The organism is Klebsiella quasivariicola, from assembly GCF_002269255.1.
Classification (GTDB): domain Bacteria; phylum Pseudomonadota; class Gammaproteobacteria; order Enterobacterales; family Enterobacteriaceae; genus Klebsiella; species Klebsiella quasivariicola.
Map to the genome: position 1 here is coordinate 2,448,389 of NZ_CP022823.1, position 22,611 is coordinate 2,470,999.

A 22,611-nucleotide genomic window follows, 5' to 3' on the forward strand; every position below is an offset into this window, starting at 1 on the left:
TCTATGGATCTTAATCAATGGAACATACTGTTGCAGGCGCCATCAAAGAATGGCGTAAACATAATAAAGTGATCGGTCAGGTCAAATTAAACTATAAAAAAATATTACGAAAATGCAGAGAGCTGTCGCTCGCAGGAGGTAAATACAGAGAATATCAAGAACGTTGTGCGCAATATCAGTGCGCGCGGTTGACGGCCGTAACCAAAGGACTGGTGCCTTTCGAGGATAAACCCTTTAAAGCCTATCTTAATAAACGGCTGTCAAAACGTCGCAAACTGGATATCGCCCACGGTGCGCTGAATTTTATTGAGAAAACGTTTCACCCCGACGTCCTGCCGCAGCTGTACAATGTGGCGGATTTTGGCCGCGCAATGTTTGTTATTCCTTTGAAAAATGGCGATAACCTTGACGTTAAGCTGCTGGCGTCGCCGTTTCAGGAGGAGGGGGAGCTGATGCTGCAGCTGTTTCTCGGTGAGCGCCGCGTCTACAGCGTCTGTTTTTCCTGTACCGACGATGGCCGCGCCTATATCGGCGGCATCCAGGGCGGGAAAGACATCACCAATGACGAAGTGAAGGTGCTGACGAAAGAGCTGCATGGCGCGCGGCCGAAAAATATCATCATGAGCGTGCTGTATGGTTTTCTGCGATATTTCAACATCACGACGATCTACGCGATTGATGCCGATTACCACGTGAAAAGCGATCTGGTGAAAGCCAGTTATTCATCGCTGTGGCTGGAAATGGGCGGTGAGAAGCAGTCACGTGGCTGGTATAAACTGCCCGCGCAAGAGATCAAAAAAAGTATTGAAGAGGTGAAAAGTAAGCACCGGAGCCAGTTTATTAAACGCGAAGGTCTTAAAGAGCTGATTCAGATTGATATGGCGAATGCCCTGCAGCAAATTACCTTGCCAGCGCGGGTGAATTAACGCCACTCACACGCCGGGCGGGCAGCAGGGGGCTGCCGCCCGCCCGGCGCTATCCTTTCTTCACTGGCGCGTTTCCCGCCAGATTTCCTCCTTTCCCGGCGTTTTGGTGACCTGTCGAGCAGGCGAGGCCGCGCGTCCGGCGCCCGGAACACCTTCCTCAGCCTTCGGCATGGTTATCGGCTTTGACGATCTGTAGCGCGGCGGGGTTCGCCACGGCGCCGCTGGCGGTGACGAATCCGGGATGGACGGTCTCACCGCTGGCGGTGTCCACCAGCGCAATATGCGGTGCGCTGTGCAGCACCTGCTGGTGGCCCCATTCCATCAGGGCGAACAGCACCAGCGCCAGGCTACGGCTTTTGTCGGTCAGAACATATTCATAGCGTTCGCGGGAGCCGGCTTCCCGGTAGGGCACTTTGCTCAACAATCCCGTTTCAGTCATGGTTTTTAACCGGGTGGTGAGCGTCTGGCGGGTGATGTGGGTGTGCGCCAGCATCGTTTCAAAACGCGTCACGCCGTAAAACGCTTCGCGGAGGATCAACAGCACCCAGCGGTCGCCGAGGATTTTCGCCCCTTCCGCCAGGCCGCACAGCTCCGGGTCGAGATAGGGTAGTGATTTATTTTTTGACATCGCGAGATTGACCTTCTACTCTGAGTTTGAATTTTAGACTTAGATGCTAAGGAGCATAGCGTGCCATTTGTTAACGTGCAAACCATTAAAGGGATCATGACGGCGGAACAGAAAAGTGAGCTGCTGCGACGGATGACCGATCTGCTGGTGGAGATTGAGGGGCAGGGCGATCCGCAGTTCCGCCAGTCGGTGTGGATCCGCATTGACGAACATGACCCGGAGCAGTGGAGTCTGGGGGGCGTACAGCCGACGGCCGCGATGATTGCGGCGAAATTTGCCGCCGCGGGGCGCGACTGATCCGTGGAAAAACCGGGCCGCAAATGGCGGCTCGCCAGACGGGCCGCCATTTGCGCTTTTCGGCTTTGCTTTACTGAACTTCATCTAAGCTACAGCGCGTAAAAACGTCACATACGCTACATGCTGTAGTAATCTCTACACCATGACAATGCATCTCCTGATACTTAACCTGACAACGTCGCAAGCCACGCTGCGCATGCGTGTCTGGCGAACCCTGAAGCAGAGTGGGGCAGCAGTCCTGCGCGACGGGGTCTATCTGCTGCCCGACGTGCGCCAGGGCCATGAGACCTTCCTCAGCACCTGCGAGGCGATCCGCGCGGAAGGGGGGACCGGGCATGTGTTTACGATTGAGTCAGCGGAAGAAGAGATGCTCAGGCCGCTCTTCGATCGCCGCGAACAGTACGGCGCGCTGTTGCAGGATCTGCAGGCGCTGCAGAGGGCGTTATCCGCCGACGAACTGGCGGCTCAGCTCAAACAGCTGCGTAAAATTCAGCGTGATTACCGGCGAATTGAGGCCATTGATTTCTTCCCGGGGGCCGCCCGGGAGCAAACCGCTGAGCGACTGGCCGTCGTTGAGCAGGCGATAAATCAGCGATTATCGCCGGACGAGCCGCAGGCGGTAGCGGGCGAACTGAGCCTGCTGGACAGAGAAGCCTTTCGCGGCCGGCAGTGGGCCACGCGCCGACGGCCGTGGGTCGATCGTCTGGCCAGCGCCTGGCTTATCCGGCGCTTTATCGACCACGAGGCGCGGTTCCTGTGGCTGGCCGCCCCCGAGACCTGCCCGGCGACGGCGGTCGGCTTTGATTTTGACGGCGCGCCGTTCAGCCACGTCGGCACGCGGGTGACTTTTGAAGTACTGGTCCACCGCTTTGCGCTGGAAGCCGCGATCCCCGACAGCCTGGCGCGGCTGATCCACTTCCTGGACGTCGGTGGGGTACCGACCCCGGAGGCGGCGGGGGTGGAAAGCATTCTTGCAGGGCTGCGGGAAACCATTACGGACGATGACCAACTGCTGGCGGCAGCCTGCTCGCTGTTCGACGGCTTACTGAGGTCCTGTGAAATGAGGTCTGGCAACCATGAGCAAAACGGTCGTTCTTCCGCAGACTGACACTCCTTCCGTCGTCGCTTCCGTCTCCTTCTGGCAGGCTTTTCGCTTCTGGCTGAAGCTTGGGTTTATCAGCTTCGGCGGGCCTGCCGGGCAGATCGCCATGATGCACCAGGAGCTGGTGGATAACCGACGCTGGATATCGGAAGGGCGATTCCTGCATGCGCTCAATTTTTGTATGGTCCTGCCCGGCCCGGAGGCCCAGCAGCTGGCCACCTACATCGGCTGGCTGATGCATAAAACCTGGGGAGGCGTCATCGCCGGGGTGCTGTTTATTTTGCCCTCGCTGGTGTTACTCATCGCCCTGGCGTGGATCTACCTCGTCTGGGGGGATGTCGCGGTGGTGGCGGGGATTTTTTATGGCATCAAGCCTGCCGTGGCGGCAATCGTGCTGCAGGCGGCGCACCGCATTGGCTCGCGGGCGCTGAAAAATGGCGCCTACTGGGCTATCGCCGCTGCTGCCTTTGTCGCTATTTTTGCGCTGAACGTTCCCTTTCCGCTGATTGTCCTCGCCGCCGCGATCGTCGGCTTTATCGGCGGACGGCTGGCGCCGGCAACATTCGGCAAAGCGGACGCCCATCGTGCTCCGAGTCACCCTGGCGGGGCCGCCATTATTGATGACACGACGCCGATCCCGGCCCACGCCCTGTTCAGCTGGCGGCGTACCTCCCGGGTGCTGATCGCCGGGTTGCTGCTGTGGCTGGTGCCGATGGCCGCCCTGACGCTGATGCTGGGCTGGGCGCATCCGCTGACCCAGATGAGCTGGTTCTTTACCAAAGCCGCGCTGATGACCTTTGGCGGGGCATATGCCGTCCTGCCCTATGTTTATCAGGGGGCGGTGACCCACTTCGGCTGGCTGACGGCAGGGCAGATGATGGACGGCCTCGCCCTTGGGGAATCGACCCCCGGACCGTTGATCATGGTGGTGACTTTTGTCGGGTTTGTCGGCGGCTACACCAAAGCGGTGTTGGGCGTTGATGATGTGCTGCTGGGGGGCATCGCGGCGGCGTGCCTGGTGACTTGGTTTACTTTTTTACCCTCGTTTATCTTTATTCTCGCCGGCGGGCCGTTTATTGAAACGACCCATAATAAGGTGGGATTCACCGCGCCGTTGACCGCCATCACCGCCGCGGTGGTGGGCGTTATCCTGAATCTGGCGCTGTTTTTTATCTGGCATAGCGTCTGGGGACCATCCGGTTTCGACCCGTGGTCCGCAGCCATAGCCCTGGGCGCCGCCGGGCTGCTGTTTCGCTATAAGTGGAAGTTGACCTGGGTGCTGGCCGCCGCCGCCGCGGTAGGGCTTATCGTCCATATGGCGGGACTGTCCGGCGCAGGATAAGGTCGGCGTTGGGCTGAGAGACGTACACCGATGGGGGAGAGGCCAGTGCCCGGGCAGGCCCTGGCCGGATGGAGGAAATTTATTTATAGATGGGAGGCTCCACCGCGAGATGCAGTTGACAATATTGTTCAACGCCTTCTTTAAGCATCTTAATAATCATAAGTAGCATGGGTAAGTGCGGAACTAACTGAACAAGCAGTGCGCCCGTAGATCCGTCAAGCAGCGCCAGTGCGGCATCCACTTTCTTTTTCCATGCTTTGTTATATTCCACGCAAAAATTTTTAATATCGGCTGGCTGCGTTGAACGGGCAATCTGTTCGAGTTCTTCGATGGCGTTGAGTGCCGCTTTTATTTTCTCAATATCAGTGTGTTGAGTCATGTTAGCCTCGTAGTAACAGGAGAAAGAGAATTAACTCGTTTTTACTTCCCGGTTTGTGGCTTAAACAAAAGCCACGGTAAGGTGTAATCGTACAGCGCTTTCACCGGCACCACGGATAAGTGGAAATGTTTATCGTGCGGGCTGGCGCCATGATAATCCCGCCATATCCATGGCTGGACAGAAGCGCTAATGATCCGTTTGTTCCAGATAATATATTTAATTCGTTTGTCTTTGCTCTCGACCAGCGCATCGACAATCGCCTGAGCATTACACCCGTGATAAGGATCGTGTGTAATATCGATAGCCGTTACCACACCAATATTGCCATCCATCACCTGCGGATTATGATCCGAGTTGGTGTGAGCATGATGTTCATCGCCAATGGTGCCATCGCTGTCCGTGTTGCGATGTGGCGCGAATTGATCAATCTGATCTCTGAGTATCAGCAGACTCTTTGCGACCCGCCATACCATGTTATTTACCCTCCGGATTAAAACAGGGATTTGAGCTGACCGGCTCTGCGCCAGGAACCACGTCCTGATAAACCGGAGAGGGGGGAACAGGATCGGCGACAGGAGCCGCTTTCGCGCTGCTGACTTGTTCCTTTTTCAGGTTTTTCACTTGCAACAGATAATTAAGAATGACGTTCCAGAGCGCCGATCCACCGCTCGCCATCAGGCCAATGCATAATGTCATCAGGTCCGGATGTTTAATGGCCGAGAAACTGCCGGCGACAAAAGGTTGGGTCAAAAACGCCGTCACAATACCAGCAGCTACCGCTAACAGCTGCAGGGCAGATTTGCGCCGTCCTTCGATGACCGGATCCTGTTTTTCCAGATTGAGCCAGGGAAAATACCCTTTGATAATCTCTACCAGTCTTTCCGAGGCGATACTGATGGCGATCAGCATCGTAATGATGTTTTCAAGTTGCGAAGAAATGGCATCGCTCATATTATCCTCACTCTTGCTGTGTTGAAGGGAAATAAATCACAATGTTTTTATCATGTGTTTAATTCACAGTAGAAAATTCATGTCGACTAATTTTACGGTCAATTTTCGTCGTTCAGGCCAGTAATTGATAAGTTGTAATAAAATGACGGCGCGAAATAAAAATACGCCAGAGCGTGTTCGGAATAACTATTTAATTCGGCACGAAAACTGACTCGCGATAATAAATATATCGTCGCTTTTTTGATGAGTATAACGGAGGAAACCGACACGCCACTCATTCATATGAATGAGTGGCGTAAAAAAACTCGCCGCGCGGGCAGGAGGAAGAGATGCGGGCCAGCGACCGGTTAGCGTACCCCGGAATGGGACGCTCAGGTCGTGGGGGTTTCGCGGGTGGCCAGTGCCAGCGGGTTGCTGTCCAGCTCCAGCTGGTCGCGCAGCGCCCAGCCGCGCAGCTTGCCGGGGTTAAGCAATCCCGCCGGGTCGAGAGACTGTTTCACCGCCACGACGTCAGGACGGATCTCGCCCTGTTTGCCGTCCTCAACCTGCAGTACGTGGGGATTGTTAATCTTGACGTCGTTGTCGCGAAATATCTGCATGATGGCGTTGAGCCGCGCGGGTGTGGTATAGCGCACCAGCTGCAGACCGCTGGCGGTGAGATTGCCCTCGCTATCGCGCAGAAACTCAATATGGGAAATCACCTCCCCGGCGAAGTGCTGCTCCATCTGTAAAATTTGCTGCGGATAGCGCAGCGGATCAAACGCCGTCTGCAGATAAGTCAGCGTATTGTCCACCTTGAGCGCATGCAGGGTGGTGTGGTTCCAGCAGTATTCCATTAACGAGGCGTTTTGCGTCCGGGCCTCGTCGCTGGCCTGACGGATGGCGTTGCTCCCGCGATGGCGCTGTAACAGGCTGGCGCAGAGTCCTTCGCTCTCCTCGGCGATCAGGCTGATAACCGCATGCTGCCCGGTGCGGTAACGATCCTTGAGGTGGCTAAAATAGTCGGCGATCGGCGTGGCCAGCAGCGCGACCTGACGTTTCACCAGCCCCGGCGAGCGGACGCAGGCGTTGGCATAGTTCAGCGCATCAGCGAAATCGTCAAACACGTCCAGACGTTCAATCCACTGGTGCACGGGCGCCAGCGCCAGCTCAACCTCCAGAATGATGCCGTTGGTGCCGTAGGCGTGATGCAGTAGCAGCGCTTCGGGAGCCGGGATGGTCAGTATGCGGGGGACCGGCTCGACGGTCATCACTTTGACGCTGAGCACATTGCCGGGCGCCGCCAGCGGCCCATAGTTGATGGAGCCGATGCCACCGAACCCGCCGCCGTAGAGGCCGCCCAGGCTTGCCAGGCGGTAGGTTGACGGCATACAGCGCAGCTCCCAGCCCGTTGGGCGGGCGGCGGTTTCGATGTCTGCCAGACGAATGCCGGCCTGGGCGCGTACCGTGCCGTTGCCGAGGGCGACGATCTGGTTGAGTCCGGTCATATCGACCAGCAGCCCGCCTTCGAGGGGGACCAGTTGGCCATAGTTGCCGGTGGCGCTGCCGCGCAGGGTCAGCGGCAGCTGGTGCTGCGCGCAGGCGGCGACCAGCTGGCGCAGCTCCTCTTCGTCGCGTGGGCGAACCACCGCGTCCGCCTGTTTCCCCGCCAGTTGCTCAGTGAGTAGCGGACTGAACCAGTGAAAATCGCGGGAAAGCCGTTTGATCTTCGCCGGCTGTAAGGTCCACTCCAGCATCGGGAGTGCCTGCTGGATCGCCGCGACCGCGTGTTGACGCTGCTCATCAGTCATCATTTTTCTTCCTGTTCGTCAGCAAAACATTAATGAGATTGCACGGCTTCGCTTTCATGCCAGGCGCTGAGCGCCCGGCGCGAAACCCAGGACATCACGCCAAACAGCGCGATCCCGGCGAGAGAGATCAGCAGCAGCGCGGCAAACATCAGCGGAATATCCAGCTGGTAGCCAGCCTGCAGGATCTGATAGGCCAGACCGGTATTGGTCCCGCCGGTCCCGGCGACAAACTCCGCCACCACCGCGCCAATCAGCGACAGCCCGCTGGAAATACGCAGCGCGCCGAAGAAATAGGGCAGCGCCGAAGGGATACGCAGCCGCACCAGGGTTTGCCAGCGGCTGGCGTGATTGAGGCGAAAATAGCTCAGCAGGCCGGGGGAGACGCTGCGCAGGCCCTGAGTGGTATTGGAGATGATGGGGAAGACCGCCATCAGGGTGGCGCACACCACCAGCGAGAGCGTGGCATCCTTCACCCAGATGATGATCAGCGGGGCGATGGCGACGATCGGCGTCACCTGCAAAAACACGATGTAGGGAAACAGGGCGGTTTCCACAAAGCGGTTCTGCACCAGGATAAACGCCACCGCGGCGCCGATGACAATCGACAGCAGAAACGAGATCAGGGTGATCTTGAGGGTGAACAGCAGCGCCAGCAGCAGCGGCGTGAGATGCGTCCACAGGCTCTCCAGCATCACCAGCGGCGACGGCACCAGAAAGGCCGGGATGCGGAAATAGCTCACCGCGCCCTGCCACAGAAGCACCACCGCCACCGCGACGAGGGTCGGATAGAGAATTTTGAGAAAACGCGGATGCTGGACCCACGGCGTTGAGGTTGTGTTTTTCATATTATGACTCCATACCGGACTGACTGGCCTGCAACAGACTGTCCTGCAGCTGACGGGCATACAGGGAAAAGGCCGGACTGACGCGGAACGCCTCGCTGCGCGGGAACGGCTCGCGGATGGCAATATCTTCCACCACCCGTCCGGGACGGGCCGCCATCATGATCACCCGCTGTGAGAGAAACACCGCTTCATGGATCGAGTGGGTGACGAACACCACCGTCAGGTTCTGCTCCTGCCAGAGACGCAGCAGGTCGCTGTCGAGTTTATTACGCGTGATTTCATCGAGCGCGCCGAAGGGCTCATCCATCAGCAGCAGCTTTGGCCGGGTGACCAGGCCGCGGGCGATGGAGACGCGCATTTGCATGCCGCCGGAGAGTTCGCGCGGCAGGACGTCGGCGAATTTGCCCAGCCCCACCAGCTCAAGGACTTCACTCACCCGGGTATTACCTTCCGCCCGCGGCACGCCGGCCAGATCCAGCGGCAGCCTGACGTTATTGCGCACGCTGCTCCACGGCATCAGGGTGGCTTCCTGGAAGACGAACGAGAGCGGATGCTGGGCTTTTTCCCGGCTGTCGCGCCGCCACAGCATCAGCTTGCCGTCGCTGGGCTCCACCAGGCCGGCGACCATCTTCAGCAGCGTACTCTTCCCGCAGCCGGACGGGCCGAGCAGGGTAATAAACTCCCCCTGATTGATGGTCAGGTTGACGGGCAGCAGCGCCCGGGTACCGTTACTGTAGATCTTCTCCGCCGACAGCACCTCAATGGCCGGGGTGGCAGAGGCGGGCGTAAAGCGGGTGTCGCTCATCACGGTCAGTTTCGGGGCGGTATTCATGGCATCACTCCGGCGTCTTTGACCATCTCCAGGGTGTAAGTCTGCTCAAACGGCACCTTGCTGGCGTCGATCAGTTTGTTTTTCACCAGCATGTCCCAGGTTTTCTTCAGCCGCGGCTCGGTGATGATGCCGATGCCGCCGGTCTTAGCATCGCCGCCGGTCACCAGCTGGTACTGCTTCATCTGGGCAATACCAAAGGCGATCTGCTCGGCGCTCATTTGCGGATTTGCTTTACCGATCAGGCTGTTGCCGGGGGCGGGATCCTGCAGGTAGCTTTTCCAGCCCTCCATAGAGGCTTTGACGAAGGCCGCCACCGCCGCCGGACGTTTGCGGATGGTGTCGGCCATACAGATAATCGAGTTGCCGTAGGGCGGGTAGCCCCAGTCGCTGAGCGGATAGACATAGAACGGCTGTCCGCCTTTGGCGACGGAGAACGGCTCGGAGGTCACGTAGCCCTGCTGCACCAGATTTTTATCGGCGAGGAACGGCTGGACGTTAAAGGTATAGGGGCGCACTTTGCTGCCAGCCAGACCCAGCTCGCTCTTCGCCCACGGCCAGAAAGAGGTATAGGCCTCGGTGGCGAGCAGGAAGGTTTTGTCTTTAAGCTCCGCCGGGTTCTCCACTTTGTTATGAGTGATAAAGACCGTCGGCGAGTGCTGGAACACGGTAGCGACGGTCACCGCATGCACCCCGGCCTGCCAGGTCTCCAGCGCCTGACCGTTGTCGCCAAGGGTACAGTCCGCCTGGCCGGCCGCCATCAACTGCATGACGTTGATCTGCGGGCCGCCCATTTTAATCTCGACATCGAGACCGGCGTGCTGATACAGCCCGGTGGCCTGGGCCTGGTAAAACCCGCCGTGCTCGGCCTGGGCATACCAGTTGGTGAGAAACGTAAACTTCTCCGCCGCGAAGCAGGAGGCTGAGGTGGCGAGGGCGGCCACGGTCAGCAGGGTAAAAACGGGCGTCGGTCTGGTATTCATCAGGGCTCCTTGGATCCAGCAACGAAAGAGGGGGGTAGAGACTGCACAAAGCCGTGCCAGTGCTGTTTGCCCCAGGTCGGTTCGCGACGTTCGACCCAGGCCATGCGGTGGATCTCAATGATCGCCTGCGCCCAGCTGGCGGCGAGGGAGTCGAGAAGCCCTTCGCCTTGCTCCCGCGTCGCCGGGGTCGGGTCGCCAATCACCCCGCTGGGGCCAAAGTCATAGGAGGCCCACGCCGCCGCCGGGCGGCCTTTTGACAGGGTCGGGCAGGGAAATTCCGGCGGGAAGTTGGCGACCGCCCGCTCCATATGAACGCACTCCGGCGCCAGCGCCAGCATCAGCGCCGTTTCGCTATGCCCGGCGTGCATCGCCATCCGCTGTTCATGCGGGCTGAGAAACTGCTTTTCGCAGTTGGGCACGTTGAACACGTCGTGGGGGATGGCGATGAAATCCCCGTGGCGCAGGCGCATTTCCCGGCAGGCGATCTGCAGGATCTGCGGCTGGCCGCCGTGGCCGTTGATCATCAGCAGCTTGCGAAAACCGGCCCGATAGAGGGATTCGGCGATCTCCAGCACGGTATGCAGCAGCGTATCGCCGCTGAGGGTCAGGGTGCCGGGAAAATGCAGATGCTCCTCGGACTTACCGTAGACGATCGGCGGGATGGCGTAGGCCGGGATCGCCGCCGGCAGCCGGGCAAGGGCATGGCCCGCCACGCCTGAAGATATCACGCTGTCCACCGAGCAGGGCAGATGCGGGCCGTGCTGTTCTATCGCTCCAGTGGGGAGGACGATAACCGTATTGCTTTTATCCGGCAGGGCGGCAACGTCCGTCCAGCTCAGAAAAGGGAGAAAGCGCGCGGCAGGAATGTAACCGTTAATCATCGCGGAGCCTCGGAGTTAAATGACGGGGGTAACCAGACGGTCGCTTCAACTTCAATCAGTACCGTGGCGTCGGGCAGCATTTCGCTGACCTGCACCACGGTGGAAACGGGCGGCTGGTCGGGATAAAACAGCTTTCTGACCCGGCTGTAATAGGGAAAATGGTCAAGGTTGCGAAAGTACTGCACCAGCTTGATAACGTCGCTCATCTGCCCTCCCGCGGACGCCACGGTGCGGCGGATGCTTTCCAGTACGTACCAGCTCTGGGCGAGGATCGGGCCCTGTTTCGCGTCGGTCGAAAATTCGCCGGTCGCCCCCAGCAGCTCCCGCACCGGCTCAGGCACATCCTGAAAGCCGTTGACGATGGTGCCGGTCAGGGGATTGACCGGAATAATGCCCGAGAGAAAGATAAAATCGCCGGCTCTGCGCCAGGCGGCATACCGCGCCAGCGGTGCCCCCGCGCCTGCTTCAAGACTCATGTGCCATCTCCTCTTGCCACACGCGCCGGTGGGTTAATCTGCCGTGGTTAACCACCAGACGGGCGGCGCTGTTTAAAGGCCAGGTAAAACGGTCGCTACCCGGGAAAATCACCACGCTGGCCGCCGCGCCGACGGCAAAGGGCGCCGCGTCTGCCGGCGAACCGGTTAACGCCGCGCGATCGCAGATCAGCCGCGACTGCCGGTCAAACAGGTCGCTGAGCTGGGCGCTGAACAGGCCGCAGGCCAGGGTGTCCAGCGGGTCATAGCTGCCCGCCGGGCAGAAGGCATCCTGAACGTTGTCACAGCCGAGCAGGGTGGCCACGCCGGCGGCCTGCGCCTCGTGCAGCAGGGTGATCCCCCGCTGGCGCGGCGTGCGGCCGAATGTCGCATCCTGCAGCAGCAGGTTGGTCATCGGCAGAGCGATAAGGGTGACGCCGTGCGCCGCCAGCTGGCGCAGGATCGGCACCGCCTGTTCGTCGCTGCCGGCGGCCAGCGCGCAGCCGTGGCTGCAGCAGATATGCCCGGGAAAAGGGTGGCGGGAGAGATGGTCCGCCAGCCAGGCCATCCCCTGAGACACCTCGCGGAGCTCCTCATCGATATGCAAATCCAGATCCAGATCCCAGCGGGCGGCGCTATCCAGCAGGTTTGCCATGGCGGCGGCGTCCCAGTTGGAGGAGTGGATAAAGCCGCCCAGCAGGCAGCGCTCCCCGCTGTTGGCGACCGTTCGGGCAATGGCCCCGGCGTCTGCCGGATCGCGAAACAGGGTCAGCGGGACCAGCGCCACTCGCTCCAGGGTGATGCCGCCGGTATCGAGGCGGGCGATCTCCTGCCAGACGTCCGGTGCGTCGGCGGTAAACCAGTCGATATGGCTGCGCAAATGGGTCACGCCATTTGCTGCCGCCCGGGCCAGCGCGGCGGACGCCCTACGTTGAATATCCGCTCTGGTCCAGTGCCGGCGATCCTCGTGCATGGCGTGGATCGCCGCCAGCAGCCCGGCCTGCGCCGGACGGCAGCGTTCAATGGTAAAGGTCTTGTCCAGATGGGCATGAGGTTCCACCAGGCCGGGGAGCGTCAGGGCCCCCGCCAGGTCCCACAGGCCGGGAACCGGCTGGTCGGTCGGGGTCAGTGCGGCAATCCGACAGTCGCGAAAGGCCAGGTCCGCCAGCAGCGGTTCGCCATTGGCCTGCGTCGGCCAGCCGTCGGGCAGCGCCCAGGCCGGGAGGCGGGCGCGGCTGATGCCGGCGAGCGGCGAGGAAGAGGAGGGGAACGTCATCGTCAGTCTCCTCACAGATCCAAAACCAGACCCGGGGATTTCGCCCGCGAACAGCAGAGCGTGATCTGGTCGTTGCCGGCTTTCTCTTCCGCCGTCAGCACGCTGTCCCGGTGTTCGGGGATCCCGTCGAGGACCCCGGTAATACAGGAGCCGCACATTCCCTGTTCGCAGGAGAGCATCACCTCCACCCCGGCGTGCTGTAATACCTGAGCAATCGTTTGATCCGCGGCGACCTGCAGACGCTGGCCGCTGGAGGCCAGCTCAATATAAAAAGCATTTTTCGCCGCGGTATTATTTTCCGCCGCGGGAGTAAAACGCTCGAAGACGAATTGCGACGGCGACCAGCAATATTCCTCCATGACCGACTGCAGTCGCTGAATAAACCCCTCCGGGCCGCAGGCGACCACTGCGGTATCAGGATCGGGCGTGGTTAAGCAGGCGGGGATCCGCTGGCGAAACGACGCGCCTTCCTCGCTACAGTGGATCGCCACGGTGCCGCCCGCAGCCAGCTGGGTCAGGCGCGGGGAGAAGGCCGTCTGGCGCGCGCTGGCGACATAATAATGCAGCTCCAGCGCCCCCTTTCTGGCGGCAATCGCTTCAGCCATCGCCAGCAACGGCGTGATGCCGATACCGCCGGCAAACAGCAGGTAGCGCCCGGCCTGCGGCAGGGGAAAATGGTTACGCGGCGGCGAAATGGCGAGCCGATCGCCGGCTTTGAGCTGCTGGTGCAAATAGCGTGAGCCGCCGGTGGAGGTGTCAGTCAGCCTGACGCAAACTTCATAAGTATTACTGCGGTCAGGCATGCCGCACAGGGAATACTGCCGGGGGCCAACGCCGGGAATAATAATATCGATATGCGCCCCGGCGGAGCAGGCCGGTAATATTTCCCCGGCCGCCGCCTGCAATATTATGGATAGGTTTCCCTCACCATTGGGACGTATTTCCCCGACCGAGACCGAAATAAGATCGTGGCTGTGCATTACCATTTACTCTCCCTCATTCCGCTGTCTGCAGGGCGGCCAGGGGCGGCGAAGAGATAACTCCCCTTCGCGGTGAACTGTCCGGCGTGCAAGAAAATGGGTGAAACGATCGTTTCTCCGCTATGAATGCTACGGTATTGTGATAAAACTGTTGCGTCCAGAGCTTTGATTCGCACAACCCGTTGCAAAAAAGAGAGCACCCATACCATGTTTGCCTTCTCCCGATTTCTGCTCTATTTCACCGAAGTGGCCCGTCAGGGATCGTTTCGTAAAGCGTCAGAGGCGCTGCATGTGTCGGCGTCTTCCATCGATCGGCAGATTTTGCGCGTGGAACAGGAGCTGGCGATGCCGCTCTTCGAGCGCCACCCCACCGGGCTGCGGCTGACCGCCGCCGGGGAGCTGCTCCTGCACGCGGCCAATAACTGGAAAAAGGACTTTACCCGGGTCTGCGAACAGCTGGATGACCTGCGCGGGTTGCGGCGGGGGCATGTGCGCATCGCTACCATCGATGCTATTAACCGGCATTTTTTTTCGACGATGCTCAAAGAGGTGCATAAACATTATCCCAACATCTCTTTTACATTGACCACCATCAACAATATCCACATTCAGCAGGCGCTGATCTCCGGCGAGGCGGATTTCGGCATCATGCTCAATCCCCAGACTTCCCGCGAACTGCAGGTGCGGGCGTTTGCCGAGATGAATATGGGTATTGTGGTGCCCACCGGCCATCCGCTGGCCAGCCGCAGCGCGGTGCGCTTTAGTCAGTGCCTCGACTACCCGTTTATTCTGCCATCCGTCCCGTTGATGATCAGCGAGCCGGTGGCGGCGCTGGTGAATATCAGCGGCAACGAGGTGAAGGAGGTGGCGGTGTCGAATAACATTCACATGATCCGCACCCTGATCAAAGAGCAGATGGGCATCGGCATCCTGTGCCGGCTGGATATTCTCGATGAGATCGAGTCCGGCCAGCTGGCGTTTGTGCCGCTAACCGATCCGCAGCTTAAACCTTTCACGCTGGCGCTGTGCGTCTCGCCCGCCCGCCAGCTTTCCCTCGCCGCCTCGATGATGCTGAACCAGCTGGAGATGCTCTTCAGCCAGCTGTGAGCGACCGGGCAGGCACTAAAATCATTCATTAACGCACCATTGTGGTGCGTTTTTGGTGTGCATGAATCAAAGGTTGCATACCCAAGGGCGGCGGCGCAGGCGATTTCTCGCGGTAGTTCGCGGGCGATCAAATCTGGCATTGTTTTTGTATAACTGAGTGTGAGTAGAAGCGGTCAGTACGGGTTATCCATACGGGACATTGCTCAGTCACCATGTCGCGGTTCAATGTTGACCGGGATGGGAGGCTGAGCCGTGGTTTGCTCGCCCCTCTCCCGGCATGAAGAGGAGAGGGATAATGAAAAGTCATGCACGCCTTCCCCGGGGCTTACGCTGGCTGGGCCTGATGGCTCTCGGCGGTGTCTCGCTGGCCGTTCAGGCCGAGGAGAAAATCGTTCTGCTGACCTCCTGGTACGCCCAGGCGGAGCAGGGGGGTTATTATCAGGCCCAGGCCTCCGGGCTGTACAAAAAATACGGTCTCGACGTCGAGATCCGCTCCGGTGGCCCCCAGGTCAACGGCATGCAGTTGCTGTTGTCGAAGCGGGCCGATGTGATCATCGGTTACGACCTGCAGCTGCTGGAAGGCATTCAGCGCGGCTTCCAGGCAAAAGCTATTGCCGCGCCCTTTCAGTACGATCCCCAGGGGCTGTTGACCCACGCCGATGTCACCTCCCTGCAGGGGCTGAAAGACAAAACCCTGCTGGTCTCCAGCTCCGGTCAGGCGACGTGGTGGCCGTGGCTGAAGGCGCAATACCAGCTGAGCGATGCGCAGGTTCGCCCCTATACCTTCAATATTCAACCCTTTGTCGTCGACGACGCCGTCGCCCAGCAGGCTTATGTCAGCTCCGAGGTGTTTCAGGTGCAGAAGGCCGGGGTGAAGGCGAACTTCTTCCTGTTTTCTGAGCATGGTTATCCTCCCTACGGCGGCATTCTCATCGCCCGCCCGGACACCATCGCCGAGCGTAAAGGGGCGATGGCGAAGTTCGTCCGTGCCTCAATGGAGGGTTGGGTGAGCTATCTCAAGGATCCGGCGCCGGGAAATGCGTTGATTAAGCAGGACAACCCGAAAATGACCGACGATCTGCTCGCCTGGGGCGTGACCCAGATCCGTGAGCATCATCTGATCGACGGCGGGGATGCCGCCAGCCAGGGCTGGGGGACGATGACCGACGCGCGCTGGCAGAAGACCCGCGACTTTATGGTCAGCGCCGGTCTGCTGGCGGTGACCACCGACTGGAAACAGGCCTACACCACCGAATTTGTCCAGGCCATGCAGGTTAAACCCTGAGGAGCGACGCCATGTCATTAATCATTAAAAATGCCCATGCCATCCTCAGCGGTCTGCCGGGGGAGGCGGCGCGGCTGGCCGGGCCGGATATTCGCATCCGCGACGGCAAGATTGCGGCCATCGGCAGTCTGACGCCGCAGCCGGAAGAGCGACAGATCGATGCCCGCGACTGCGTGATCTATCCGGCATGGGTGAACACACACCACCATCTTTTTCAGTCGTTACTGAAGGGCGAGCCGCAGGGGCTGAACCAGAGCCTGACGGCCTGGCTGAGCGCCACGCCGTACCGCTTTCGCGCGGCCTTCGATGAGCACACTTTTCGTCTGGCGGTGCGCATTGGTCTGGTGGAGCTTCTGCGCTCGGGCTGCGCCAGCGTGGCGGATCACAACTACCTGTACTGGCCGGATATGCCTTTCGATACGTCGGAGATTGTCTTCAGCGAAGGGGAAGCGCTGGGGATGCGTATCGTCCTGTGTCGGGGTGGGGCGACCCAGGGCCGGGCGGTGGAACAGGATCTGCCCGTAGCGCTGCGTCCGGAAACCTTCGACGGCTATATGGCGGATATCGAACGGCTGGTCAGCCGCTATCACGACCCCCGGCCCGGTTCTCTGCGTCGGGTGGTGATGGCGCCCACTACCGTCCTGCACTCCGCGCCGGGCGCCCAGCTGCGGGAGATGGCGAAGCTGGCCCGTCAGCTGGGGATCCGGCTGCACAGCCATTTATCGGAAACCGTCGATTATCTCGACGCCGCGCGGCAGAAATTCGCCATGACGCCGGTGCAGTTCTGCGCGGAGCATGACTGGCTGGGAAATGACGTGTGGTTTGCCCATCTGGTGAAGCTGCTGCCGGAGGAGATTGCCCTGCTGGGCCGTACCGGAACCGGCATCGCCCACTGCCCGCAAAGCAATGGCCGACTGGGCAGCGGCATCGCCGATCTGCTGGCGCTGGAGCAGGCCGGGGTCCCGGTCTCGCTGGGAGTGGACGGCGCTGCCTCGAATGAAGCGGCGGATATGCAAAGCGAAGCCCATGCCGCATGGCTGCTGCAGCGCGCGCGCAAGGGAATGCTGGCGCAGCCGCGCTACGCCGGGGGCACCTTCGAGGGCGGGGCCGATGCGGCCACGGTGGAGGATGTGGTGCGCTGGGGCAGCGCCGGCGGGGCGCAGATCCTTGGCTTAGCGCAGAGCGGCACTCTGCAGGTCGGCATGCAGGCGGACCTCGCCATTTACCGGCTGGACGATCCGCGCTACTTCGGCCTGCATGATATGGCCATTGGGCCGGTGGCCTGCGGCGGGCGCGCCGCGCTGAAGGCGCTGCTGCTCAATGGCCGCCCCATCGTGGAAGATGACGCCATTCCCGGTCTCGATCTTGACGCGATGCGCCACGACGCGCTGGCGGCCGTCCGTACCCTCCAGCAGCGCGCCGCTGTTTAACTGATAACAGGATAATGACGATGACCTCAACCCCCCAGAATCAACGCTACGCCTTACAGGAACTGGAAAAAGAGGCGCTGATGGGCGCCCAGGGTGAAGAGACCTTCGCCCGCGAAGTGCGCTGTATCGACCTGTCGAACTTTGCCGAAAGAAAAAGTGAAATTGCCGAACAACTGTGGGAGGCGGCGGTGGAGATTGGCTTCTTCCAGGTCAGCCACCACGGTATTCCGCTGGCGGAGATCCGCCAGGCCTTCAGCATGACCGAGGCGTTTTTCGACCTGCCCGACGAGGTGAAGCGCCAGTATCCGCTGGCAGGCAACGCCGGCTGGGAGAGCAAGGCGCAGGTCCGGCCATCGACCCGCACGCCGGATCAAAAAGAGTCCTATCAGATAACCCGGCCGCTGATGGCCGGGCGCTGGCCCAGCGATCGGGAGTTGCCAGCATTTCAGCAGACGATGCTCGGGTTTGAATCGCAGTGCTGGCAGCTGGGGATGAAGATCCTCTCCTGCTTTGCTTTGAAGCTCGGTTTTCCGGAATCGTTTTTCACCACCGCGCACGATCCGCAGCGTGACAGCTACCAGAGCACCTTACGCATGCTGCATTACTATGCAACCGGGCAGTCGCAGCAGGGGATGTGGCGGGCCGGCGCGCACACCGATTTTGACTGTCTGACGCTGCTGTTCCAGCGCCCCGGCCAGGGCGGCCTGCAGGTTTGTCCCGGTAAAGACCGCGAAAGCCAGCAGTGGACCAGCATTGAGCCGCGGGAAGAGGTCATCACCTGCAATATCGGCGACATGCTGATGCGCTGGAGCGACGACCAGCTGCCGTCTAACTTCCACCGGGTGAGAAACCCGCTGCCGCACGAATATCAGGGGCCGCGCTACAGCCTGGCGTTTTTCTGCCAGGCCAATAAAGATGTCGAGATCCTCGGGCCGCAGAGAAAGTACCCGCCCATCAGCGCCGAGGATTATCTGCAGCAGCGGATCCAGGCCAATTTCGCCAAAGGGTAGGATGCTCCCTTGCGTGGTATTCCTGCCGCCGGCTTTCGCTGGCCGCGCGGCAGGATATCCGGCGCTGAGCTTTTCAGCTACCGTGTTAAGTTCCCTGGTATCGTTGAAATAACTGAAGAACATCCCCCTAAGCGTCAGTAGCAAGCTACCTTGGTTAAGGCCCTGAAAATCATGCCCTTTACGTCGTAAACGCCGTAAAGCCAGCTCACCGGGGGTAAAGGGATTACCTTAACTTCTTTATTGCTGTTAGTGGGTTAAGGCTAACCAGGGCAGGGGGGCCGAATTTATAGCTCGGTAACCGGCTACGCCGGGCTTTCGGCGCCATTTGACTCCACAGACACATGTAACCTCATCTGGCACCTCCATGCCGCTGACGCGGCATTCTGAAGCTTCTCGATGCTGTAGGTGTTAACGTCTGCTTTGTGCCATAAGCGGACGTCGCTCCAACGCAAGCTTAGCTGTCTTTGATCAACGTAGACACACAGGGTAGATTGCGGAACTTGTTCTGCCAGGGCATGCCATATCCTATGAGTAGATCATCATTCTCCATCTCATATGCGTAATAACACCGTGCAGGAATGGATACACGTCCGGGTTTAACAAAAAGGACGGCAACCGAGACTGACTGTGGATGATATTTTTCGTTAAGATGCTCCACAAGACGTCTCATTGTCCCCCCTGATTCGATCGCGTCGTCGATAACAATGACATGTCGTCCCTCAATTCCAATGTTGTTGTGGAAGACAATTTCTGACGCGTTATTACGTTCACCGGGTGTGTGTGGACAGGAAATATAATCCATTGCAACATCAAAGTTCAGTTTTCTCGTTAAGTCAGCAGTAAAAAATATCCCGCCGGGTACGACGGTAATAATCACAGCATCGCTGAAATCAGCATTAAGCCTGTCCGCAACAAGATTGACACCTTTCGCGATTGTGGATTCATCGAGAATAATTTTTCCAATATGTGAATCATTCATTTTAGTTTCTCTCCTTTACTGAATATGTTTTAACACTCTTGCGGGCACTCCACCGGCTATAACTCTGTCCGGAATATCGCGGGTCACCACACTCCCGGCGGCGATGACAACATCATTGCCGATCTTTACGCCTGGAAGAACAACCGATTTACCTCCAATCCAGACTCGGTCGCCTATGGTGACCGGCTGGACATACTCTATCCCTGTACTCCGGTGTCCGGGGTTGATGGGATGACTGACGGTATAAATGTTCACCTGAGGACCCAGTTGAACATCATCCCCGATAGTAACGTCTGTGAGATCCAGGATGACGCAGTCTACATTACAGTAGAAATTCTTCCCCGCCCGGATGTTATACCCTCTGCTGCAATGAAAAGGAGTGGTGACAGATACACCTTCTCCACATTCAGGCAACAGTTCTTTCATCAATCGCAGGCGGGCGCCAGTTTCAGCGGGGTCAATGTGGTTAAAACGATGAAGAAGCGATTTTGTCCGCAGGGAATCTGCTTTTATAGCTGGCTCTGCAGGGAAGAAATAATCCCCATCTTTAAGACAGATACGCTCCACCCCGACGTCAGCACAGGGGGGCAATTTTTCGTTCATTAATCCAGTCTCCTGCGTATTCAACGTGTATTCGGTCATCGGTACTTCGTGAACAAGCTATTCATATGAAAAACATGGCCAGTTCTTGTTGTTTTTCTCACAAAGTATCATAATCGAGCATAAAGTAAAGATTAAAACCACTTAACCGAGCACAATCGAGCTAGTGGATAACATCATGTTCCCCCTCCTGAGACAAAAGGATCGGGCCAATAGTTGGTAATGAGGAAGCACGTAATGAAACGAGTGGTTCTGTTTTCAGGAGGGAGTGCCTGTCGCTCACTGAATAATGCTTTGTGCCGGGAGGATGTCTCTCTGACCCGCATAGTGCCTGCCTGGGACAGTGGCGGGAGCTCGAGAACAATCAGACTGAGTCTCGATATGCTTTCTGTTGGAGATATTCGTCAGGCCCTGATGACGATGGCTCATGGGGAAAAACGGTCGGGTGACGTCGTGCGCATTTGTAACACACGTTTATCCTCCGATCTGCAGTCTCAGGATGCGAGAACGGAATTTACAGCCTACCTGGAGGGATATCACCCTCTACTTGAAAGGCTGGAGCCCGGTCTCCGGGGGGCTATCGTAAATTACCTGAAAACCTTTGCAGCAGAAGCCGGCAATACCTTTGATTACCGAAATGGCAGTATCGGGAATTTTATTCTTTCAGGTGCCTATCTGGCGCATAACAGAGATATCAACACTGCCATTTTTGTGTTCAGAAAGCTTTGCGGAATTTCAGGTAACGTCTGGCCTTCATCGCTCTGTAACGATCTCACTCTGTCAGCAACGCTGAATGACGGAAAAATTGTTTCGCCTCAGGACCAGATAACCAAGATGGCAGAATCGGATGCTTCAACGGGCATCAAAAATATTGAATTACGCACGTCTGACGGTCATGCTCCTGGCGCCAACCCGGTGGTACTGGAAGCAATCAGGGATGCTGATCTCATTGTATTTGGTCCGGGAAGTTTCTATACCAGCATTCTTCCTCATCTTCAGGTCGAAGGGATCACATCGGCTGTATCGCAGTCAGGATGTCCGGTTGTGTTTATCAGTAATATCCTTCAGTGCAAGGAGAGCCTGGGTCTTGGGTTAAGAGAAGTGTCAGAACGTTTTGAACGGGAATGGAAAACCCAGAGCAGTAATGTAGCTTTGCCGGTTCTGTATCTCTTTGGCAACCGTCGATTTCTCGCTATAGATAAATACGTTAACGGATTTGCTTATCTGAGTGATGAGGTCAGTGAATGCGAGGAATATCGTGTTGTGCTGGATGAGTTTGAAGATGTTTGGGAACGGGGAAAACATGATGGTACAGCCGTAGCAGCGAAGCTGCTTGCTCTGACTGATGGCTCTGTTCTGTCTCTATAAACGGTTCCGGCGCCGCGAACCTGGTGTACAGTACGCCTCCCTTCCATAGGAGGCGTATCGTCAGAACGTTCTCAGGATAAGATTTCCCCTGAATACCTTTGGTCAGTGCCGGGTGCATTGTGAAACAGCGCTGCTGCTTTATGTAGTGCTTCCCTGATAAGTTCCGGATAATTTATGACGACAACATTAACATCCTGATGCTCAAGTACCGGATCGTAAATTTCATCAAACGTAATCAGTAAAGGGGAAACAGGTATCTGCTGTTCGGACAGGGCCTGTGATACGCCATTATAGATTTCAGTATTGCAGGTAATGACAGCAGATACGGACTTTTTGCCCGACAGGAGGCCAGACATGGCCATGCGCCCCGCCTGAAAATTCCTTGCGCAGGGAACCAGATGATATTTCGAACGAGGCAGTTTGAGCTTCCTGGCAGCACACCTGAATTGTTCAATAATCTCGCAGTCAGGCGTTCCCGGCGAGAAATCACCGAGTATGGCGATATCATCACGCTCATAGCGGGTTAACATCTCCACCAATCTGAGAATACATGGTTGATAATCCACCCAGATAGCATGGCGCGGATTTTGTATTAACCGTTTATTAATAAGAATGATATCTGCTGCAGAGCGCTCAATTATTCGCCCCAACTCTGCGCTACCCATCGATACACTCATGATCAATATCACTGCACACTGCTGATTCTCCAGACGGGCGATGCCCTGCCGTTCATCCTCAGCATCAGCCCTGGCATCCGTTATAATAAGTTTCTTGTTATGCTCCTGCGCAAAATGCGCGGTGAGCCGGATGAGCTCAGGAAAATACCGTGTTTTATATACAGCCTCACTGACCAGCAAACCAATATTTTCCGCAGACTGAGTCGATAAACTCTGTGCAGTCTGGTTAATGGCGTAACCTGTTTCAGCGATAACATCCATGACTCTTTTATGCGTGTCCGGGGACACAACGTTTGCTCCCGATAACACCCTTGATACTGTCGCGATAGAGACGCCCGCGTGACGGGCGACATCAGTCATCTTAACCATAGCTATCATCCTGAACTATTTTCAGTGTGCCCTCCGGATATAGTGGAATGATCACACCTTCTGCATATGAATAATCAGCAAAACCACATACCGGCGCCGATACC

24 protein-coding genes are annotated in these 22,611 nt (G+C 58.0%); 9 read left to right on the forward strand and 15 right to left on the reverse strand.

All coding sequences use genetic code 11. From position 1 onward, the window contains the following. Window positions 1–17: 17 nt before the first annotated feature. Window positions 18–926, forward strand: coding sequence for a DUF535 family protein (locus tag B8P98_RS12175; RefSeq protein ID WP_025712150.1), 909 nt, complete (start codon window positions 18–20; stop codon window positions 924–926). A 157-nt stretch (window positions 927–1,083) separates the two neighbouring features. Here the strand turns inward: B8P98_RS12175 and B8P98_RS12180 are convergent, their stop codons facing one another. Continuing rightward, the gene (locus tag B8P98_RS12180) at window positions 1,084–1,554 is read right to left on the reverse strand and encodes a winged helix-turn-helix transcriptional regulator (RefSeq protein WP_080896737.1); all 471 of its coding nucleotides are present in this window, start codon (window positions 1,552–1,554) and stop codon (window positions 1,084–1,086) included. Between the two features lie 60 nt (window positions 1,555–1,614). On the opposite strand from B8P98_RS12180, the gene B8P98_RS12185 reads away from it, so the two are divergent. The 3 genes from B8P98_RS12185 (at window position 1,615) to chrA (ending at window position 4,295) form a co-directional block, all read left to right on the forward strand. Beyond that, window positions 1,615–1,851 carry a tautomerase family protein gene (locus B8P98_RS12185; protein ID WP_095033061.1) on the forward strand — a complete coding sequence of 79 codons (237 nt, stop codon included), beginning with the start codon at window positions 1,615–1,617 and terminating at the stop codon, window positions 1,849–1,851. Between the two features lie 148 nt (window positions 1,852–1,999). Then, entirely contained in the window at window positions 2,000–2,959 is a 960-nt protein-coding gene (locus B8P98_RS12190) for a chromate resistance protein ChrB domain-containing protein (protein ID WP_025714438.1), read from the forward strand. Next, a complete protein-coding gene (gene chrA / locus B8P98_RS12195) occupies window positions 2,928–4,295 on the forward strand; it encodes a chromate efflux transporter (RefSeq protein ID WP_025714439.1) in 1,368 nt (455 codons plus the stop codon). The genes B8P98_RS12190 and chrA overlap by 32 nt, the downstream gene beginning before the upstream one ends. 79 nt (window positions 4,296–4,374) lie before the next feature. Here the strand turns inward: chrA and B8P98_RS12200 are convergent, their stop codons facing one another. The 11 genes from B8P98_RS12200 to B8P98_RS12250 all read right to left on the reverse strand — a co-directional run bounded on the left by B8P98_RS12200 (window position 4,375) and on the right by B8P98_RS12250 (window position 13,682). Beyond that, the gene (locus B8P98_RS12200) at window positions 4,375–4,674 is read right to left on the reverse strand and encodes a hypothetical protein (protein ID WP_095033062.1); all 300 of its coding nucleotides are present in this window, start codon (window positions 4,672–4,674) and stop codon (window positions 4,375–4,377) included. Window positions 4,675–4,715: 41 nt separating this feature from the next. After that, window positions 4,716–5,147: a hypothetical protein gene (locus tag B8P98_RS12205; RefSeq protein ID WP_025714441.1), complete on the reverse strand. Its 432-nt coding sequence runs from the start codon at window positions 5,145–5,147 to the stop codon at window positions 4,716–4,718. A gap of 1 nt (window position 5,148) precedes the next feature. Beyond that, complete coding sequence (locus tag B8P98_RS12210; RefSeq protein WP_025714442.1) at window positions 5,149–5,625, reverse strand: hypothetical protein; 477 nt, start codon at window positions 5,623–5,625, stop codon at window positions 5,149–5,151. Between the two features lie 371 nt (window positions 5,626–5,996). Then, on the reverse strand, window positions 5,997–7,418 hold the full coding sequence (locus tag B8P98_RS12215) for an FAD-binding oxidoreductase (protein WP_025714443.1): 1,422 nt from the start codon (window positions 7,416–7,418) through the stop codon (window positions 5,997–5,999). Between the two features lie 26 nt (window positions 7,419–7,444). Further along, complete coding sequence (locus B8P98_RS12220; RefSeq protein WP_004175779.1) at window positions 7,445–8,260, reverse strand: ABC transporter permease; 816 nt, start codon at window positions 8,258–8,260, stop codon at window positions 7,445–7,447. Window position 8,261: 1 nt separating this feature from the next. Beyond that, entirely contained in the window at window positions 8,262–9,092 is an 831-nt protein-coding gene (locus tag B8P98_RS12225) for an ABC transporter ATP-binding protein (protein ID WP_004175785.1), read from the reverse strand. Then, on the reverse strand, window positions 9,089–10,072 hold the full coding sequence (locus B8P98_RS12230; protein ID WP_095033063.1) for an ABC transporter substrate-binding protein: 984 nt from the start codon (window positions 10,070–10,072) through the stop codon (window positions 9,089–9,091). Before B8P98_RS12230 ends, B8P98_RS12225 begins: the two co-directional genes overlap by 4 nt. Then, window positions 10,072–10,953 carry a creatininase family protein gene (locus B8P98_RS12235; RefSeq protein WP_080924293.1) on the reverse strand — a complete coding sequence of 294 codons (882 nt, stop codon included), beginning with the start codon at window positions 10,951–10,953 and terminating at the stop codon, window positions 10,072–10,074. Before B8P98_RS12235 ends, B8P98_RS12230 begins: the two co-directional genes overlap by 1 nt. Beyond that, entirely contained in the window at window positions 10,950–11,429 is a 480-nt protein-coding gene (locus tag B8P98_RS12240; protein ID WP_002908128.1) for a RidA family protein, read from the reverse strand. The genes B8P98_RS12235 and B8P98_RS12240 overlap by 4 nt, the downstream gene beginning before the upstream one ends. Continuing rightward, window positions 11,419–12,702, reverse strand: a complete 1,284-nt coding sequence (locus B8P98_RS12245; RefSeq protein ID WP_095033064.1) for an amidohydrolase family protein — start codon at window positions 12,700–12,702, stop codon at window positions 11,419–11,421. Before B8P98_RS12245 ends, B8P98_RS12240 begins: the two co-directional genes overlap by 11 nt. An 11-nt stretch (window positions 12,703–12,713) precedes the next feature. Further along, window positions 12,714–13,682 (reverse strand): PDR/VanB family oxidoreductase, encoded by a 969-nt coding sequence (locus tag B8P98_RS12250; RefSeq protein ID WP_095033636.1) that lies wholly within the window; start codon window positions 13,680–13,682, stop codon window positions 12,714–12,716. 207 nt (window positions 13,683–13,889) lie between these two features. Here B8P98_RS12250 and B8P98_RS12260 point away from each other — a divergent pair, with 207 nt between their 5' ends. The 4 genes from B8P98_RS12260 (at window position 13,890) to B8P98_RS12275 (ending at window position 18,514) form a co-directional block, all read left to right on the forward strand. Further along, window positions 13,890–14,789, forward strand: a complete 900-nt coding sequence (locus tag B8P98_RS12260; RefSeq protein ID WP_025714449.1) for a LysR family transcriptional regulator — start codon at window positions 13,890–13,892, stop codon at window positions 14,787–14,789. Window positions 14,790–15,084: 295 nt separating this feature from the next. Then, window positions 15,085–16,074 carry an ABC transporter substrate-binding protein gene (locus B8P98_RS12265; RefSeq protein WP_095033065.1) on the forward strand — a complete coding sequence of 330 codons (990 nt, stop codon included), beginning with the start codon at window positions 15,085–15,087 and terminating at the stop codon, window positions 16,072–16,074. 11 nt (window positions 16,075–16,085) lie between these two features. Continuing rightward, window positions 16,086–17,504, forward strand: coding sequence for an amidohydrolase family protein (locus B8P98_RS12270; RefSeq protein WP_087805222.1), 1,419 nt, complete (start codon window positions 16,086–16,088; stop codon window positions 17,502–17,504). Window positions 17,505–17,524: 20 nt separating this feature from the next. Beyond that, window positions 17,525–18,514 carry an isopenicillin N synthase family dioxygenase gene (locus B8P98_RS12275; RefSeq protein WP_095033066.1) on the forward strand — a complete coding sequence of 330 codons (990 nt, stop codon included), beginning with the start codon at window positions 17,525–17,527 and terminating at the stop codon, window positions 18,512–18,514. A gap of 454 nt (window positions 18,515–18,968) precedes the next feature. Here the strand turns inward: B8P98_RS12275 and B8P98_RS12280 are convergent, their stop codons facing one another. Beyond that, the gene (locus B8P98_RS12280; protein WP_095033067.1) at window positions 18,969–19,493 is read right to left on the reverse strand and encodes a phosphoribosyltransferase; all 525 of its coding nucleotides are present in this window, start codon (window positions 19,491–19,493) and stop codon (window positions 18,969–18,971) included. 15 nt (window positions 19,494–19,508) lie between these two features. Further along, entirely contained in the window at window positions 19,509–20,096 is a 588-nt protein-coding gene (locus B8P98_RS12285; RefSeq protein WP_167382661.1) for a sugar O-acetyltransferase, read from the reverse strand. 234 nt (window positions 20,097–20,330) lie between these two features. Here B8P98_RS12285 and B8P98_RS12290 point away from each other — a divergent pair, with 234 nt between their 5' ends. Further along, window positions 20,331–21,461 (forward strand): gluconeogenesis factor YvcK family protein, encoded by a 1,131-nt coding sequence (locus B8P98_RS12290; protein WP_095033069.1) that lies wholly within the window; start codon window positions 20,331–20,333, stop codon window positions 21,459–21,461. Window positions 21,462–21,532: 71 nt separating this feature from the next. Here the strand turns inward: B8P98_RS12290 and B8P98_RS12295 are convergent, their stop codons facing one another. Continuing rightward, window positions 21,533–22,507 carry a LacI family DNA-binding transcriptional regulator gene (locus B8P98_RS12295; protein WP_157738367.1) on the reverse strand — a complete coding sequence of 325 codons (975 nt, stop codon included), beginning with the start codon at window positions 22,505–22,507 and terminating at the stop codon, window positions 21,533–21,535. Between the last annotated feature and the right edge of the window lie 104 nt (window positions 22,508–22,611).